We start from the raw sequence: 13,242 nt of genomic DNA, 5'->3' as shown, positions 1-13,242 counted from the left end.
TCTCCTCCTCCTTTATATCTTTTGACTCAAAATGGCATTCGCATCCTATGTAACAAGATGACGTAGTCTCTTGCCCTCAAAGGGAAAACCCCTCAGGCACAAACCAGCCTGCCAATGGGCCGTTTTCCACCCATGACGCCCGTAAAACAGGCAGGCGGCAAACCGGCGGCCCCGATCCGGCCAACCGGACGTGAAACTTCCTGTGGACGGTTTCGGCAGGGCGCTTGCCGATTTTGCCCCAAATGATGTATGGCTCAAGGCCAACCCCACCAAAGAAAGCGAGCAGATGTCCGACGATCTTCTCTCCACCCAGTCCGAGTCCGAATATGACGCCTCCTCTATCGAGGTGCTGGAAGGGCTGGAACCTGTTCGCAAACGCCCCGGTATGTATATCGGCGGCACCGATGAGCGCGCGCTGCACCATATGCTGGCCGAGATCCTCGACAACTCGATGGACGAAGCCGTGGCAGGCCATGCCAGCCGCATCGAGGTCGAGCTGAACGCGGATTACTCGATCACCGTGCGCGACAATGGCCGCGGCATCCCGATCGACCCGCACCCGAAATTTCCGGGTAAATCGGCGCTGGAGGTGATCCTGTGCACGCTGCATGCGGGCGGCAAATTCTCGGGCGATGCCTATGCAACCTCGGGCGGCCTTCACGGGGTGGGCGCGTCGGTGGTGAATGCGCTGTCGGATCTGATGGTGGTGCAGGTTGCCAAGAACAAGAAGCTCTACGAACAGCGCTTCTCGCGCGGCATCCCGCAGGGGCCGGTCGCGGAAATCGGCGCCGCCCCCAACCGTCGCGGCACCATGGTCACCTTCCATGCCGACGAGCAGATCTTCGGCCATCACCGCTTCAAACCCGCGCGGCTGATCAAGATGGTGCGCTCGAAGGCCTATCTGTTCTCGGGCGTTGAAATCCGCTGGAAATCCGCGATCGACGATGGCGAGACGCCCACCGAGGCCACCTTCCACTTCCCCGGCGGTCTGGCCGACTACCTGATGGAAACGCTGGGCAAGGCGATGACCTATGCCGACCGCCCCTTCTCGGGCAAGGTCGAGTTCCGCGAGAAATTCAACGTCCCCGGTTCGGTCGAATGGGCGATCAACTGGACCCCCTCGCGTGATGGCTACATCCAGTCCTATTGTAACACCGTCCCCACCCCCGAGGGCGGCACCCATGAGGCGGGCTTCTGGTCGGCGATCCTCAAGGGCATCCGCGCCTATGGCGAGCTAATCAACAACAAGAAGGCGTCGAACATCACCCGCGACGACCTGATCACGGGCGGCTGCGCGCTGGTGTCCTGCTTTATCCGCGAGCCCGAATTCGTCGGCCAGACCAAGGACCGTCTGGCCACCGTCGAGGCGCATCGTCTGGTCGAGGGCGCCGTCCGCGACCATTTCGACAACTGGCTGGCCTCGGATACGAAATCCGCCGGCGCAATCCTCGATTTCCTTGTGCTGCGCGCCGAAGAGCGTCTGCGCCGCCGTCAGGAAAAGGAAACCGCCCGTAAATCGGCCACCAAAAAGCTGCGCCTACCGGGCAAGCTGACCGATTGCACCGCGAAAAACCGCGCCAATACCGAGCTGTTCATCGTCGAGGGCGACTCGGCAGGTGGCTCGGCCAAAGGCGCGCGCAAACGCGAAACGCAGGCTCTGCTGCCGCTGAAGGGTAAAATCCTGAACGTCCTCGGCGCGGCCTCTTCGAAACTGGGCACCAATGCCGAGATCAGCGATATCTGCGAGGCGTTGGGTGTGGGCCTTGGCACCAAGTTCAACGTCGAGGACCTGCGTTACGACAAGATCATCATCATGACCGATGCTGATGTCGACGGTGCGCATATCGCGTCGCTCTTGATGACCTTCTTTTTCACCCAGATGCGCCCGCTGATCGACCAAGGCCACCTCTACCTTGCCTGCCCGCCGCTCTACCGCCTGACCCAAGGCGCCAAGCGCATGTATGTGGCCTCCGACGCCGAGAAAGAGGAATGGCTAGCCAAGGGCTTGGGCGGCAAGGGTAAAATCGACGTGCAGCGCTTCAAGGGTCTGGGCGAGATGGATGCCAAGGACCTGAAAGAAACCACAATGGACCCCGCCACCCGCAAACTGATCCGCGTCACCATCGACGACGATCTGGGCGGCGAAACGGCCGACCTCGTGGAGCGCCTGATGGGCAAGAAACCCGAGCTCCGCTTCCAGTATATCACCGAGAACGCCCAGTTCGTCGAGGAACTGGATGTGTGATGCGTCCCAAGGCTGGCTGGGCAACCATCATCCTTATTATCGTGACCTGCCTGACCATTGGCGTAATGGTCGGGCTTGTTATCAGAGATTGGGATCGTTTCATCGTTATGCCACTCAACGAGATCGGCGACTTTCTCGCGGGGACTGCCGGAACAGTTGCGCTAATCTGGATTGTTTACGGCTACTTGCAACAAAACAAAGCGCTGGAAATCCAGCAGGCTGAACTTAAAAACAGTGTTGAAGCGCTCAACCTACAAACAGAAGAACTGCGAAACTCTGTAGAACAGCAACGCCTATCCGCGGAACATCTCGGAACGCAAGCCAAAACGATGGAAGAACAGGCACGCAACACAAGACTGCAGCTTGCTGAAGAACGAAAACAAATCATCGTAGAAACGTATCCTCTTCTCACTGCGCGTAAGGCCCACTCAAGAGTCGTGGACGGAAAATTACATCAGAACCTCGAATTCCAAAATATAGCAGCCGATTGCACCGCTGGAGAATTGACCATCTCTTCGAAAACGGCGGTGAGCACTGAGAAAAAGTTCAACTTGTTAAGGCGTTACGAGGTCTTAGACTATATGTTGATCGTCGAAAGCACCAAAGAAGCGCAAACAGATATAACGATCACTTCGATGAGTAATCGCAACAAAAAGCGGCAGCAGACATTCCGGTGGTCCAAAGGGAGCATCACGGAAATAAAATGTGTGCCGCCTAAGGACTGAACCTATGACCACCATCACCTCCCCCGACCTCACTGTGACCGTCTCCGATATGGGGGCCGAGATGCAGTCGCTTACCTTCCGTGGGCAGGAATTCCTCTGGAATGGCGATGCCGAATGGTGGACGGGGCGCTCGCCGGTTCTGTTTCCCATCGTGGGCCGTGCGCCCGACGATAAAATCGAAATCCGTGGCGAGAGCTTCGATATGCCCCAGCACGGGCTTGCCCGCCGCCTGCCCTTTACGGTGGTGGCGCAGGACGAGGCGCATGTGACACATGAGCTGGTGCCCTCGGAGGCCACCGCAAGCTACCCCTATAAATTCCGTCTGCAACTGACCCATCGCGTGACCGGCCCGACGCTTGAGGTGGCGGCCACCGTCACCAATGAGGACAGCGTGCCGATGCCCTTCGGACTGGGCTTCCATCCGGCCTTCCGCTGGCCGCTGCCCAATGCCACCGGCGCGCATAAGGTCGAGCTGGCCAATGGGGCCGAGCCCGCGATGAACCGCGTGGTCGATGGGTTGATCTCGCGCGAAACCGAGGCCTCGCCCTTCCATCAGGGGAGCCTGACGCTGAGCCATGATCTATTCGCCAAGAATGCCGCGATCTTCCCCGAAGGCACGGGCGAGGCGCTGCGCTATCAGGGTGAAACCGGCCCGAGCCTCGATTTCCGCTTTGCCAATCTGCCGAACCTCGCGCTCTGGCAGCCGCCCGGCGCGCCGTTCCTGTGCATCGAGCCCTGGCACGGAATGGCGGCATGGCATGGGGCGGGGGCAAAAATCGAGGACCGCCCCTATACGCTAAGCCTAGGCGCGGGCGAGACTGCCCGCTTTGCATGGTTCGTGACGATCCGCGACTGAGAAAGACGCGCTTAGCAAATACGGGGCAGCTGCTCGCCCACCAGCATATCCACGATGCGGGTGCCGCCGAATGCGGTGCGCATCCGCACTTGGCCCGCATGGTCTGCCACGGCCCGCCCGATGATCGCGGCACCCTTGCCTTCGGGCAGGGCCTGCATGGCGGCAAGCGCGGCCTCGGCTTGTTCTTCGGGCGCAAAGAGCACCAGACGCCCCTCATTGGCGAGGTAGAGGGGGTCGAGCCCCAAGATCTCGCACATGCCGACGACCTCGGCGCGGAGCGGAAGGGCGTCTTCCTCGATGACGATGCCACAACCCGCCTCTTCGGCGATTTCATTCAGGGCGGAGGCCAGCCCGCCTCGGGTCAGATCGCGGGCGGCTCGAGCCTGAGGTGCTGCGGTAAGAGCGGCCTCCATCAGGTGACCAAGGGCGGCGCAATCGCTCTCGATCGCCGAAGACAGCGCCAGATCGCCACGGGCCGCGAGGATGGTTGCGCCGTGGTCGCCCAGCACCCCGTTGACGATAGCCACATCGCCCGCGCGAACATGGGAGGCCGCCATATCGCGGGAAGCGGGGATCACGCCGATGCCGGAGGTGGTGATGAAAACGCCATCGCAGGCGCCGCGTTCGACGACCTTGGTATCGCCTGTCACGATGCGCACGCCTGCAGCCTCGGCCTCGTGCGCCATGGTCGCCACGATGCGGCGCAGAAGGGCGAATTCGGTGCCTTCCTCGATGACGAAGGCGGCCGAAAGCCAGAGCGGTTTTGCCCCGCCCACGGCGAGGTCATTGACCGTGCCGCAAATGGCGAGCTTGCCGATATCACCGCCCGGAAACTCCATGGGGGTGACGACGAAGCCGTCGGTGGTGAAGGCAAGGCGCGCGCCCGGTTCGCGCAGGGCGTCGGTCATCAGGCGGGCCTGATCCTCCATGCCGGGGGGTGCGAAGGCGGAGGTGAAGATTTCCTCGATCAGGTCGCGCATTGCACGGCCACCGCCGCCATGCGCCAAGGTGACGCGTTCGCCTCGTAGTGCCATAAGTCTTGTCCTTTGAGGGGGGCTGCGGCCCAACGGGGCATCGAGCCCCGCTTGCGCCGCCGGAGGCATTGCCTCCGATGCCGCCTATGATTTCGGTTATTCTGCCGCCGAACGGGCGCCGCCATATTGCCAATAGGCCGCGCAGGCGCCTTCCGAGCTGACCATCAGCGCGCCGAGGGCGGTTTCCGGTGTGCAGCCCTTGCCGAATTGCGGGCATTGGGTCGGTTTGATCCGGCCCGTCATGACCTGACCACAGGCGCAGCCCTCGACCTCCGGCACCTCTCGGCGACCCACCGCATAGCCGATGCCGAATTTCTCTTCGGCGTCATAGGCGCGATAGGCAGGGCGAATCCGCAGGCCCGAGGCGTCGATTTCGCCCAAACCCCGCCATTCGAAGGACGGACGTTTTTCATAAACATCCTCGATGGCAGCCAACGAGACCGGATTGCCATTTTCGGGCACCACGCGACCATATTGGTTTTCTACGCGCGGTTGGCCTTGTTCGATCTGGGTCAGCACCATCAGCACCGATTGCAGAAGATCGGTGGGCTCGAACCCTGCCACCACGATCGGTTTGCCATAATCTTGCGCAATAAAATCATAGGGGTGGATGCCGATCACCATCGACACATGGCCCGGCCCGATAAAGCCGTCAAGCATCATATAGGGGTCATCGAGCAGCGCCTTGATGGGTTCGGGCACGGTGATATGGTTGCAGAAGACGGTGAAGTTTTTAAGCCCCTCACGCGCCGCCTGCTGGATCGCCAGCGCGGTGGACGGCGTGGTTGTCTCGAACCCCAGCCCGAAAAACACCACCTCGCGGTCGGGATTGCGCCGCGCCAGTTCCAGCGCATCAAGGGGGCTATAGACCATGCGGATATCGGCCCCATCGGCCTTGGCCTGAATGAGCGACTTCTTCGACCCGGGCACCCGCATCGCATCGCCGAAGGTGGTGAAGATCACCTCGGGGCGCTCGGCCAGTTCGATACATTCATCGACCCGCGCACGCGGCAACACGCAGACCGGACAGCCCGGACCGTGAATGAACTCGATGCCCTCATGGATCAGCTTATCCAGCCCGTAGCGAAAGATCGAATGCGTATGCCCGCCGCAGATTTCCATGATATGCACGGGCTTTTCGCGGGTGGCACCTATCGCATCGGCCTTCTCGGCAATCGCCGAAAGCAATGCGCGCGCCAGTTTCGGGTCGCGGAATTCGGAGGCAAATTTCAGCGCCATCTTACACCCGCCCTTCCAGCGCCGCATCGCCTGCGGCCATCTGTTCCAGCGCCTCCTGTGTCTCGCCCAGCTCATGCAGGGCGGCCAAAGTCTGCGCGGCCTCGTCCTCGTCGATCTTCGCCATAGCGAAGCCCACATGGATCAGTGCCCATTCCCCGATCAGCCCCTGCAAAGGCCCATCGGCAATACAGGCCACATTGACCGCGCGCCGCACCCCCGACACCTCGGCCAGCGCCATCATACGCGCCTCATCGGTGATCTCGACGATCTGTCCCGGAATACCCAGACACATCAGTCTTCCTCCTCATCCATACGGGCTGACGGCCCCATTATTCCGTAACGGTCGAGCTTGGCCCGCAGACCCACACGGCTCAGGCCCAGCTCGGAGGCCGCACGGCTTTTGTTCCAGCGATGGCGAGTCAGCGTCTCGCGCAGGATCCGCATTTCCATCAATTCGATCCGGTCTTTCAACTGCCCGCTGGCCTGTAGCGCGTCTTCTTCCGCCGCACGATCCGCTCCCTCATCCGAAGGCACAGCCTGCAGGATATGGCGCGAGATCAGCTCGGCCCCCAGCACGTTTTCCTGCGCAAAGATCAGCATACGCGTGACCTCGTTGGTCAGTTCGCGCAGATTCCCCGGCCAGTCGTAGTTTTCCAGAAATTCCAGCGCCGCCGCGTCAAAGCCCATGACGGGCTTGGAATGGGTCGAGGCCGCCTCGGCCAGAAGATGCTGCGCCAGCATAGCCACATCGCCACGTCGCGCCCGCAACGGCAAAAGCCCGATCTCGCCTACTGACAGCGCATAGTAAAGATCGGTGCGGAACCCGCCCTCGGCCACACGCGAACGCAGATCCACACCCGCGCCACAGATCAGCCGCAGATTGGTGCCCACCGTTTCCTGCCCGCCGACCGGTGTGATGGACCCTTCGGACAGCACACGCAGCAAGGCCAGTTGCATCGCAGGCGAGGCTTCCTCGATCCCCGAAAGGTAGAGCGTGCCGCGATCCGCTTTCTGCATGAGCCCGATGCGGTTCACCCCGCCCGGCAAGATACCGCGCTTGGCCCCGAAAAGTTCCACCATGGCCAGATCTTCCGGCAGGCCCGCCAGATTGAATTCATAAAACGGCTTTTCCGACCGCAGACTGCCATAATGCATCGCGCGGGCCAGTTGCGCCTTGCCAGTGCCCGCCTCGCCCGTCAGCAAAACCGGAATGTCGAAACTGGCATATTGGCGCGCAATCGCCACCGCATCATTCATCGCGGAATTGGGGCTGCGCAGGATGGTTTCAAAGCCCATCCCTTCGCGCAGGGCACGGCGACGCTTTTCCAGACGGCTTTCGGATGTGCTGGACAGAAAGCGCATCTCGAGCTGCATCCGCTCGTTGTCACGCGCAAGATGGAACAGCTTCACCGCATTGCGCACCGCCATCAAAAGCTGTTCGGGATGCCACGGTTTGGCAATGAATTGATGCACGCCCGCATCATTGATCGCCGCCACCATCGAATTGCTGTCGGTATAGCCGGTGATCATCATCCGCACGGTTTCGGGCCAACGCTCGCGCACCTCGGTCAGAAAATCCACCCCCGTCCGCCCCGGCATGCGCTGGTCACATAAAATCGCCTGAATCCATTCGTTTTCCAGCACGTCCAGCGCGACCGACGCATCCGGAGCGGTGAAAATCTCGAACTCGTCCTCAAGCGCAAGTTTCATCGCCGTCAGCGAATGCGGCTCGTCATCGACCAGCAGAATGGAGGGCAAAGGGGCGCGCGCCATCAGCGCGCCTTGCGGGCCAATCCCGCCTTCAGCCAGTCCAGCCATGCCGCCATTCCCTCGCCCGTGCGGGCCGAAACGCGCAGAATGATCAGATCGGGGTTCACACGGCGCAGATTGGCCTCGTAGAGATCCAGATCGACATCACAATGGGGGGCCAGATCCACCTTATTCAGAAGCGCGATCTTGGCAGCTGTGAACATATCGGGGTATTTCAGAGGCTTGTCCTCACCCTCGGTGACCGAAAGAATGGCCACTTTGGCATCCTCGCCCAGATCAAAAGCCGCAGGACAGACCAGATTGCCGACATTCTCGATAAACAGAAGCGCGTTTTCGGCAAGCGCAAGCCGCCCCAGCGCGGTGTCGACCATCTTACCATCCAGATGGCAGCCTTTGCCGGTATTGACCTGAATCGCCTGCGCGCCGGTGGCGCGGATACGGTCGGCATCATTGGTGGTCTGCTGGTCGCCTTCGATCACCGCCAGAGGCTGGTCGCCCAACATCTCGATCGTGCGACACAAAAGCGTGGTTTTCCCCGAACCGGGCGACGAAACCAGATTTGTCGCAAAAATGCCATTCTGCGCCAGATATGCACGGTTTTTCGCGGCAAAATCATTGTTTTTGGACAATATGTCCGTCTCGATTTCAATCAGGCGCGCCTGCGAGAAGCCCGGCACCTCAACGCCCGCGGCACCATGTCCGCAATGGATATCAAGGCCGTCGCTGACCACCTGACGCGCAGCTTGCGGCTGCGCCATAGGTCTGGTGGGCACCCCTTTCGGCAGATCGAAAGGCAGTTGCCCCCTGGCCAGTTGCTGGCCCTGCTTTGCCAGATGCGCCTTGAATTCATCCTCGACCGAATGGCCGCTACAACCGCACACCGTGCACATCACGCCACCTCCATATCTTTAATCCGCATCTCGTCGCCCCCCTGCGGCATCAACTTGCCGCCCCCGCAGCGCGGGCATGGGTCCAGACGATCCATAATCTCCACCTCTTCCATACAATCGTAGCACATCGCCCGACCGGGAAGATCAATGATTTCAAGTACCGCACCCTCGGCAGGGCTGCCACGCATAACCACGTCGAACGCAAATTCCAGTGCGTGCTTTTCCACACCGGCAAAGCGCCCGATCTCAAGGCGTAGCTTGGTGATCTGTGTCACCCCATTGGCACGGGCGGCGTCTTCCACCACGGAGCGGATTCCTTCGGCAATCGACATCTCATGCATGCGACACCCCCTCGATCTCGACCGCCACGCAAGGGTCCAGAATATCCACAACCAAAGCGGCAAGCCCAGCTTTCCGCCAAGGCAATGTGGCCAGCGACAGCTCGAGCGCACCGCCCGGAGCGAGCAGGTGATCGGTGGGCGTCACACGCTCTACCGCGCTCACCACGCCGCCCGTAAGCTGTCCGCGCAGCGCATAAACCCCGCGCGCGGCCTCGACCAGCGCGGTATTATCGGGGCGCAGCACCGGTGCCGCAGGGCGGGTCACGACCCGCGTCAGATCCACCAGCCGCCCCAGCGCCCGCCACAAAGGACCGCGCCCCCGCGTCTCTTCGGCCTGTTTCATTAGCGGATGGAACGCCACACGACCGGCGGGCGAATTTTCCTGCGCCATCTTCAGCATCGGGTCGAACAGATCGGCCACCCGCGCCTCGGCCTCATGCGGGGCAAATGCCGCATCGATCCCCGCCATCAGGGGCGACACCCCCTGCCCCGAGACAAGCCAAGCCGCCAGATCGGTAATTTCGCCACGGCCCCACAGATGGTGCAGCAATGCAGGCCCGCCCTGTGCCCACCCATCGGGCAGGGCTTGCGGCGCGTGCCCCAATGCCTTGGGCCAGAACAGAAAAAGCTTTGCAAGGTGGTCGCGCAGGATCTCGTGTCGGGTGTCTGACATATCGGCCGGCAGCCCCAAAGACAGCCGCACCGCCTGCGACTGCGCCGCCCCGCACAGATTGAACAGCCGCCCCATCATCTGGGCTGCGGCCTCGGGGTCGCGCCCCCGCATCATGGCCCCCACAGAGATGGGCGCAGGCAGACGCAAACGCGGGGCAATCATCTCGCCACGTCGCTCCAGACCTATGCCCAAAACCTGTTTCATTCCGTCTCCTTCGCGGGCTCCGATGCAAGCCCCCCCGAGATCAACTGACGCCGCGATGGTGTGGCCAGTTCGGCGACGCCGTCTTCGGAGAGCTGCGCGAATTCCGCGCCGCCGGTCTCGGCTTCTGCCTCTTTCTCTGCCAGCTCGGCCTCGCGGGTCGCGCGGATCTCTGACTTGCGGTCCGTCTCCGCGCGGTTCTCTTCCTTGAACAATTCCGCCATGATGGCCTGTGCCACCTCGCGCGCCTGCATCTGGGTCTGGAATTCCTCCATCGGAGAGAACAGCGAACAGGCTTTATAGCCCCCCGTCAGGTCCCGCTTGTTATGGATGAACTCATAGCAGCCGGACGGAAATTCCACCATTTCTTTGGCCCCGGGAACCAGATCGGACCAATCCTCGCCTGCGCCCGGCAGAAGGATCAGGTTCATGAACCACGGGCTGAACAGCACCCCCAAAGCGCGTCCTTCATAGGGGCGGAACCCCACGGCCTCGACCGAAAGCGCCTTATTCGACAGCGGCACGTCGCGCATGGTCGAATTCCAGATCTCGCGAAAATCGGCTGTCAGATTTCGAACATGCTCGTCGATCCGGCGCTGCTCGATCATCAGCGGCGCGCCGGGGTCCTCGCGGACCATGAACTGGGCTTTGGGCGCATCGCAATTCGGACATTTCCAGTCTTCTGGCAGCGCATTGAACGGCGTTCCGGGCAAGACCTGCCGGAAATCATCGCCGATTGCCGGATCATAGGTTGACCAGCAGATCTTGCATTCCATCAACGCCTGATCGGAAATCCGGTCATGCGCGCCCATATAGCTGCCTTCAAACCCTGTCACTTGTGCAACATCCGCGCTCATCTGATCGCCTCCAGCACTTCGCGGATACGGTCGGCGCTGTCTTCCAGATCTTCCGGTGCGGCAAGAGCCACTTCGGGCATATCGGTCACCTCGAACGTGTCCAGAATAAGCGTGTCCATCGAGTTGAAAAACTGCACACGCCAGACATGGCGCAAGGCTGTGGCGGTAATCCGGCAATTTCCGTAGCCCCGCGACAGAATGGTAACCGCCCCTTCGCCCAGCACCCGATCCAGCCAGAGCAGATCCTCTTCGGTATGCGGCAGCAGCGTCAGATTGACGACATGCGGCATACCGCCCTTATAGCTTTCGGATTTGTCGTAAAGCTCGGCCACCAGAGCGGGCGCGTTGACCACACCATTCGGGCGCTGTGCCTGCGGCCCCTGCCCTTCGCGGAACGGCTCGAACGCACGGGTCATCGACACCGACGGCACCGGCCCGATCTCGATCCGGTCCACACCCGATCCGGCCACGGACCAGACCCCCGCAAAGACACTTTCCTGCACCATCAGGGCGGGGATGCCACGGATTTTCATGGCCACTTCCCCCTGCCCCATCGTCTCGGCGATCAGCGCACGGTTGGCCGCATCCAGTCCCGACAGGTCAAAGCTGGCCATCCCCCCCTTGGCGCAGGCCTCGACGGCTGTGGCAATATCGGCCAGCGTCTTCAAGGCAGGGCTCATCGCGGAAGGATCATCGACCTCGGGCATATGCGCGGAATAGGTGCGCATGCCCGAGGGCAGCTCCATATATTCCAGCTCCTCGCCGGTTTCCTGTGACCCGGGACCGAAGCCCATCGGCGGCAGATGGAAATTGTTCACCATGAGATCAGCCTTTCAGATCAAGGATATGCGAGGTGCGGGCAATATAGTCATCCCAGTCGCGGATTTTCTCGATAGCCCCCAGATAGACACCATCGCGATAGAACAAAAAGCCCGGCGTCTTCAGCGCGCGGGTCTGTTGGCGCAGCTCGGCCTCGATGGCATCATCGATCACCGCACAGTCGAACAGGTTCTGGAACGCCATACGCAATTCGGGCAGCACAACCGCCGCATCTGGCGTTTCCAGATTGCGCTTGGAATCCCCCGGCACAAAGAGGCAATGCACCCCCTCCTGCGCGGTAAAATCGGCCACCGCTTCCAGAGTGGCCAGACGGGGATAAGAGAACTCGTTACTCAAACGCTGCACCAGAGGATGGATTTCCCCCGAGGGCTTCGCGTCACTAGGCATTACAAAATCGTGCATTATCGGTCCTTCAGGCGGTTTTGCGGCCCTGCGCGGCAGCGGCAGCCAGATGCGGGGGAAGTTCGGGGCTGCGGGCTTCGAGATCGGCAAAAGCCGCGCCCAGATCGCCGCCCGCCATCAAGGCGCGCAACCCCTCGAGCGCCGCGGCGATCTTGGCGGCCTCATCGGCAGAGATCACCTCGCGCGCGGCCCCCAGAAACACCAGCAGCCAGTCACCGGGCTGTGCTTCGGGGGTCAGCGACAGGTCGATCACCTGCGGCTGCCCTTCCTCGATCACATCACCGCGGATGCCTTCGCGCGCGATCAACTGCAGCGGAATACCGACGCACATCAGGCGCGCACCTTGGCCGCCGAGGGAAAGAAGCGGTGATCGCCGATACGGCAGGCCTCGTCCTCATCGGGACGTCCGTTCTCATAGGCACCGCGCTGGATCGAGACATCGGCCAGATCCTCGCTATCGGTCCGGCCGGGCACGACCGCAACATCCCAGCGTTGCAATTCGCGAATGCATTCAGCGATAGCGGGCTGGATCTGGTCGGACACCACCTGCCGCAGACCGCCGCCGTAATCCTCGATCTCTTCGGGCTGACAGCCGATCAGGGTCAGATATGCGGGCGCGTAGCCCATCAGCTCGGCGGTCGCCAGCACATCCTGAAAACCGGTCTGGTGCAGACTCATCTTTTTCGCCCCCATAAAGGCGGGCACGTCCTTGTCGCGCAGGGTCACCATCATGCCGGGTTCCAGCCCGAAATCAACGGCATCAAACACGATCAGCGCATCACATTCCTCAAGGAACGGCAGCAGATACAGCCCCTGCGTTCCGCCATCCATCAAACGGACATTCGCCGGAACGGAATAGGTCTGGGCCATGGTTTCGACGCAGCGCACGCCAAATCCTTCATCCGCCCAGAGCACATTCCCGATGCCCAATACCAGAATATTCTGCGGGACCTTGGTTTTATCGGCTTGCATGGCGTGCTCCTTTCGCCTGCTGGCAAGAGGCCTTTCGCCTCCGGTCATAGAATGACCATAGACAAGCGATGATCAAAAACAGAGCACTTCATGAAAAAAAGTATTCTTATAGCATATGACTGAATTTAATAGATAATATAGAATATAATACAAAAAGGATGCATGAATAATGGAAGCCACCTATCCACTTTAAGCGA

15 protein-coding genes are annotated in these 13,242 nt (G+C 61.1%); 3 read left to right on the top strand and 12 right to left on the bottom strand.

Annotation, left to right across the window (positions count from 1 at the left end; translation table 11 throughout):
* Positions 1-286 precede the first annotated feature (286 nt).
* Genes parE through WDB88_RS05610 form a run of 3 tightly spaced genes read left to right on the top strand, consistent with a single transcriptional unit; the run spans position 287 to position 3,826 of the window.
* Entirely contained in the window at positions 287-2,245 is a 1,959-nt protein-coding gene (gene parE / locus WDB88_RS05620) for a DNA topoisomerase IV subunit B (RefSeq protein ID WP_339109215.1), read from the top strand.
* Positions 2,242-2,970: a hypothetical protein gene (locus tag WDB88_RS05615; RefSeq protein ID WP_339109214.1), complete on the top strand. Its 729-nt coding sequence runs from the start codon at positions 2,242-2,244 to the stop codon at positions 2,968-2,970. The genes parE and WDB88_RS05615 overlap by 4 nt, the downstream gene beginning before the upstream one ends.
* 4 nt (positions 2,971-2,974) lie before the next feature.
* Entirely contained in the window at positions 2,975-3,826 is an 852-nt protein-coding gene (locus WDB88_RS05610) for an aldose 1-epimerase family protein (RefSeq protein WP_339109213.1), read from the top strand.
* A gap of 11 nt (positions 3,827-3,837) precedes the next feature.
* On the opposite strand, the gene hypE is transcribed toward WDB88_RS05610, so the two are convergent.
* The 12 genes from hypE to WDB88_RS05550 all read right to left on the bottom strand — a co-directional run bounded on the left by hypE (position 3,838) and on the right by WDB88_RS05550 (position 13,045).
* Positions 3,838-4,860, bottom strand: a complete 1,023-nt coding sequence (gene hypE, locus WDB88_RS05605; RefSeq protein ID WP_339109212.1) for a hydrogenase expression/formation protein HypE — start codon at positions 4,858-4,860, stop codon at positions 3,838-3,840.
* Between the two features lie 96 nt (positions 4,861-4,956).
* Positions 4,957-6,093: a hydrogenase formation protein HypD gene (gene hypD / locus WDB88_RS05600; RefSeq protein WP_339109483.1), complete on the bottom strand. Its 1,137-nt coding sequence runs from the start codon at positions 6,091-6,093 to the stop codon at positions 4,957-4,959.
* Between the two features lie 7 nt (positions 6,094-6,100).
* A complete protein-coding gene (gene hypC, locus WDB88_RS05595) occupies positions 6,101-6,391 on the bottom strand; it encodes a HypC/HybG/HupF family hydrogenase formation chaperone (RefSeq protein WP_339109211.1) in 291 nt (96 codons plus the stop codon).
* The gene (locus WDB88_RS05590) at positions 6,391-7,872 is read right to left on the bottom strand and encodes a sigma-54 dependent transcriptional regulator (RefSeq protein WP_339109482.1); all 1,482 of its coding nucleotides are present in this window, start codon (positions 7,870-7,872) and stop codon (positions 6,391-6,393) included. Before WDB88_RS05590 ends, hypC begins: the two co-directional genes overlap by 1 nt.
* The gene (gene hypB / locus WDB88_RS05585; RefSeq protein WP_339109481.1) at positions 7,872-8,627 is read right to left on the bottom strand and encodes a hydrogenase nickel incorporation protein HypB; all 756 of its coding nucleotides are present in this window, start codon (positions 8,625-8,627) and stop codon (positions 7,872-7,874) included. Before hypB ends, WDB88_RS05590 begins: the two co-directional genes overlap by 1 nt.
* 131 nt (positions 8,628-8,758) lie before the next feature.
* Complete coding sequence (gene hypA / locus WDB88_RS05580; RefSeq protein ID WP_339109210.1) at positions 8,759-9,100, bottom strand: hydrogenase maturation nickel metallochaperone HypA; 342 nt, start codon at positions 9,098-9,100, stop codon at positions 8,759-8,761.
* A complete protein-coding gene (locus tag WDB88_RS05575) occupies positions 9,093-9,977 on the bottom strand; it encodes a hypothetical protein (RefSeq protein ID WP_339109209.1) in 885 nt (294 codons plus the stop codon). Before WDB88_RS05575 ends, hypA begins: the two co-directional genes overlap by 8 nt.
* Positions 9,974-10,810, bottom strand: coding sequence for a [NiFe]-hydrogenase assembly chaperone HybE (gene hybE / locus WDB88_RS05570; RefSeq protein ID WP_339109480.1), 837 nt, complete (start codon positions 10,808-10,810; stop codon positions 9,974-9,976). The genes WDB88_RS05575 and hybE overlap by 4 nt, the downstream gene beginning before the upstream one ends.
* 17 nt (positions 10,811-10,827) lie before the next feature.
* Positions 10,828-11,652: a hydrogenase expression/formation protein gene (locus WDB88_RS05565; RefSeq protein WP_339109208.1), complete on the bottom strand. Its 825-nt coding sequence runs from the start codon at positions 11,650-11,652 to the stop codon at positions 10,828-10,830.
* 4 nt (positions 11,653-11,656) lie between these two features.
* A complete protein-coding gene (locus tag WDB88_RS05560) occupies positions 11,657-12,073 on the bottom strand; it encodes a hydrogenase accessory protein (protein ID WP_339109207.1) in 417 nt (138 codons plus the stop codon).
* A 10-nt stretch (positions 12,074-12,083) separates the two neighbouring features.
* Positions 12,084-12,404, bottom strand: a complete 321-nt coding sequence (locus tag WDB88_RS05555) for a HypC/HybG/HupF family hydrogenase formation chaperone (protein ID WP_339109206.1) — start codon at positions 12,402-12,404, stop codon at positions 12,084-12,086.
* The gene (locus WDB88_RS05550; RefSeq protein WP_339109205.1) at positions 12,404-13,045 is read right to left on the bottom strand and encodes a HyaD/HybD family hydrogenase maturation endopeptidase; all 642 of its coding nucleotides are present in this window, start codon (positions 13,043-13,045) and stop codon (positions 12,404-12,406) included. The genes WDB88_RS05555 and WDB88_RS05550 overlap by 1 nt, the downstream gene beginning before the upstream one ends.
* Positions 13,046-13,242: the final 197 nt, after the last annotated feature.

Source organism: Thioclava sp. GXIMD4216, from assembly GCF_037949285.1.
Classification (GTDB): Bacteria; Pseudomonadota; Alphaproteobacteria; order Rhodobacterales; family Rhodobacteraceae; genus Thioclava; species Thioclava litoralis.
Note: the sequence above shows the minus strand (reverse complement) of the source record. Positions and strands in the feature narration are given on the sequence as shown.

Bases quoted from the DNA above. Each gene is read 5' to 3' on its own strand.
- parE (WP_339109215.1), top strand. From the start codon at position 287: ATGTCCGACGATCTTCTCTCCACCCAGTCCGAGTCCGAATATGACGCC.
- WDB88_RS05610 (WP_339109213.1), top strand. From the start codon at position 2,975: ATGACCACCATCACCTCCCCCGACCTCACTGTGACCGTCTCCGATATG.
- hypE (WP_339109212.1), bottom strand. From the start codon at position 4,860: ATGGCACTACGAGGCGAACGCGTCACCTTGGCGCATGGCGGCGGTGGC.
- hypC (WP_339109211.1), bottom strand. From the start codon at position 6,391: ATGTGTCTGGGTATTCCGGGACAGATCGTCGAGATCACCGATGAGGCG.
- WDB88_RS05590 (WP_339109482.1), bottom strand. From the start codon at position 7,872: ATGGCGCGCGCCCCTTTGCCCTCCATTCTGCTGGTCGATGACGAGCCG.
- hypB (WP_339109481.1), bottom strand. From the start codon at position 8,627: ATGGCGCAGCCGCAAGCTGCGCGTCAGGTGGTCAGCGACGGCCTTGAT.
- hypA (WP_339109210.1), bottom strand. From the start codon at position 9,100: ATGCATGAGATGTCGATTGCCGAAGGAATCCGCTCCGTGGTGGAAGAC.
- WDB88_RS05575 (WP_339109209.1), bottom strand. From the start codon at position 9,977: ATGAAACAGGTTTTGGGCATAGGTCTGGAGCGACGTGGCGAGATGATT.
- WDB88_RS05565 (WP_339109208.1), bottom strand. From the start codon at position 11,652: ATGGTGAACAATTTCCATCTGCCGCCGATGGGCTTCGGTCCCGGGTCA.
- WDB88_RS05560 (WP_339109207.1), bottom strand. From the start codon at position 12,073: ATGCACGATTTTGTAATGCCTAGTGACGCGAAGCCCTCGGGGGAAATC.
- WDB88_RS05555 (WP_339109206.1), bottom strand. From the start codon at position 12,404: ATGTGCGTCGGTATTCCGCTGCAGTTGATCGCGCGCGAAGGCATCCGC.
- WDB88_RS05550 (WP_339109205.1), bottom strand. From the start codon at position 13,045: ATGCAAGCCGATAAAACCAAGGTCCCGCAGAATATTCTGGTATTGGGC.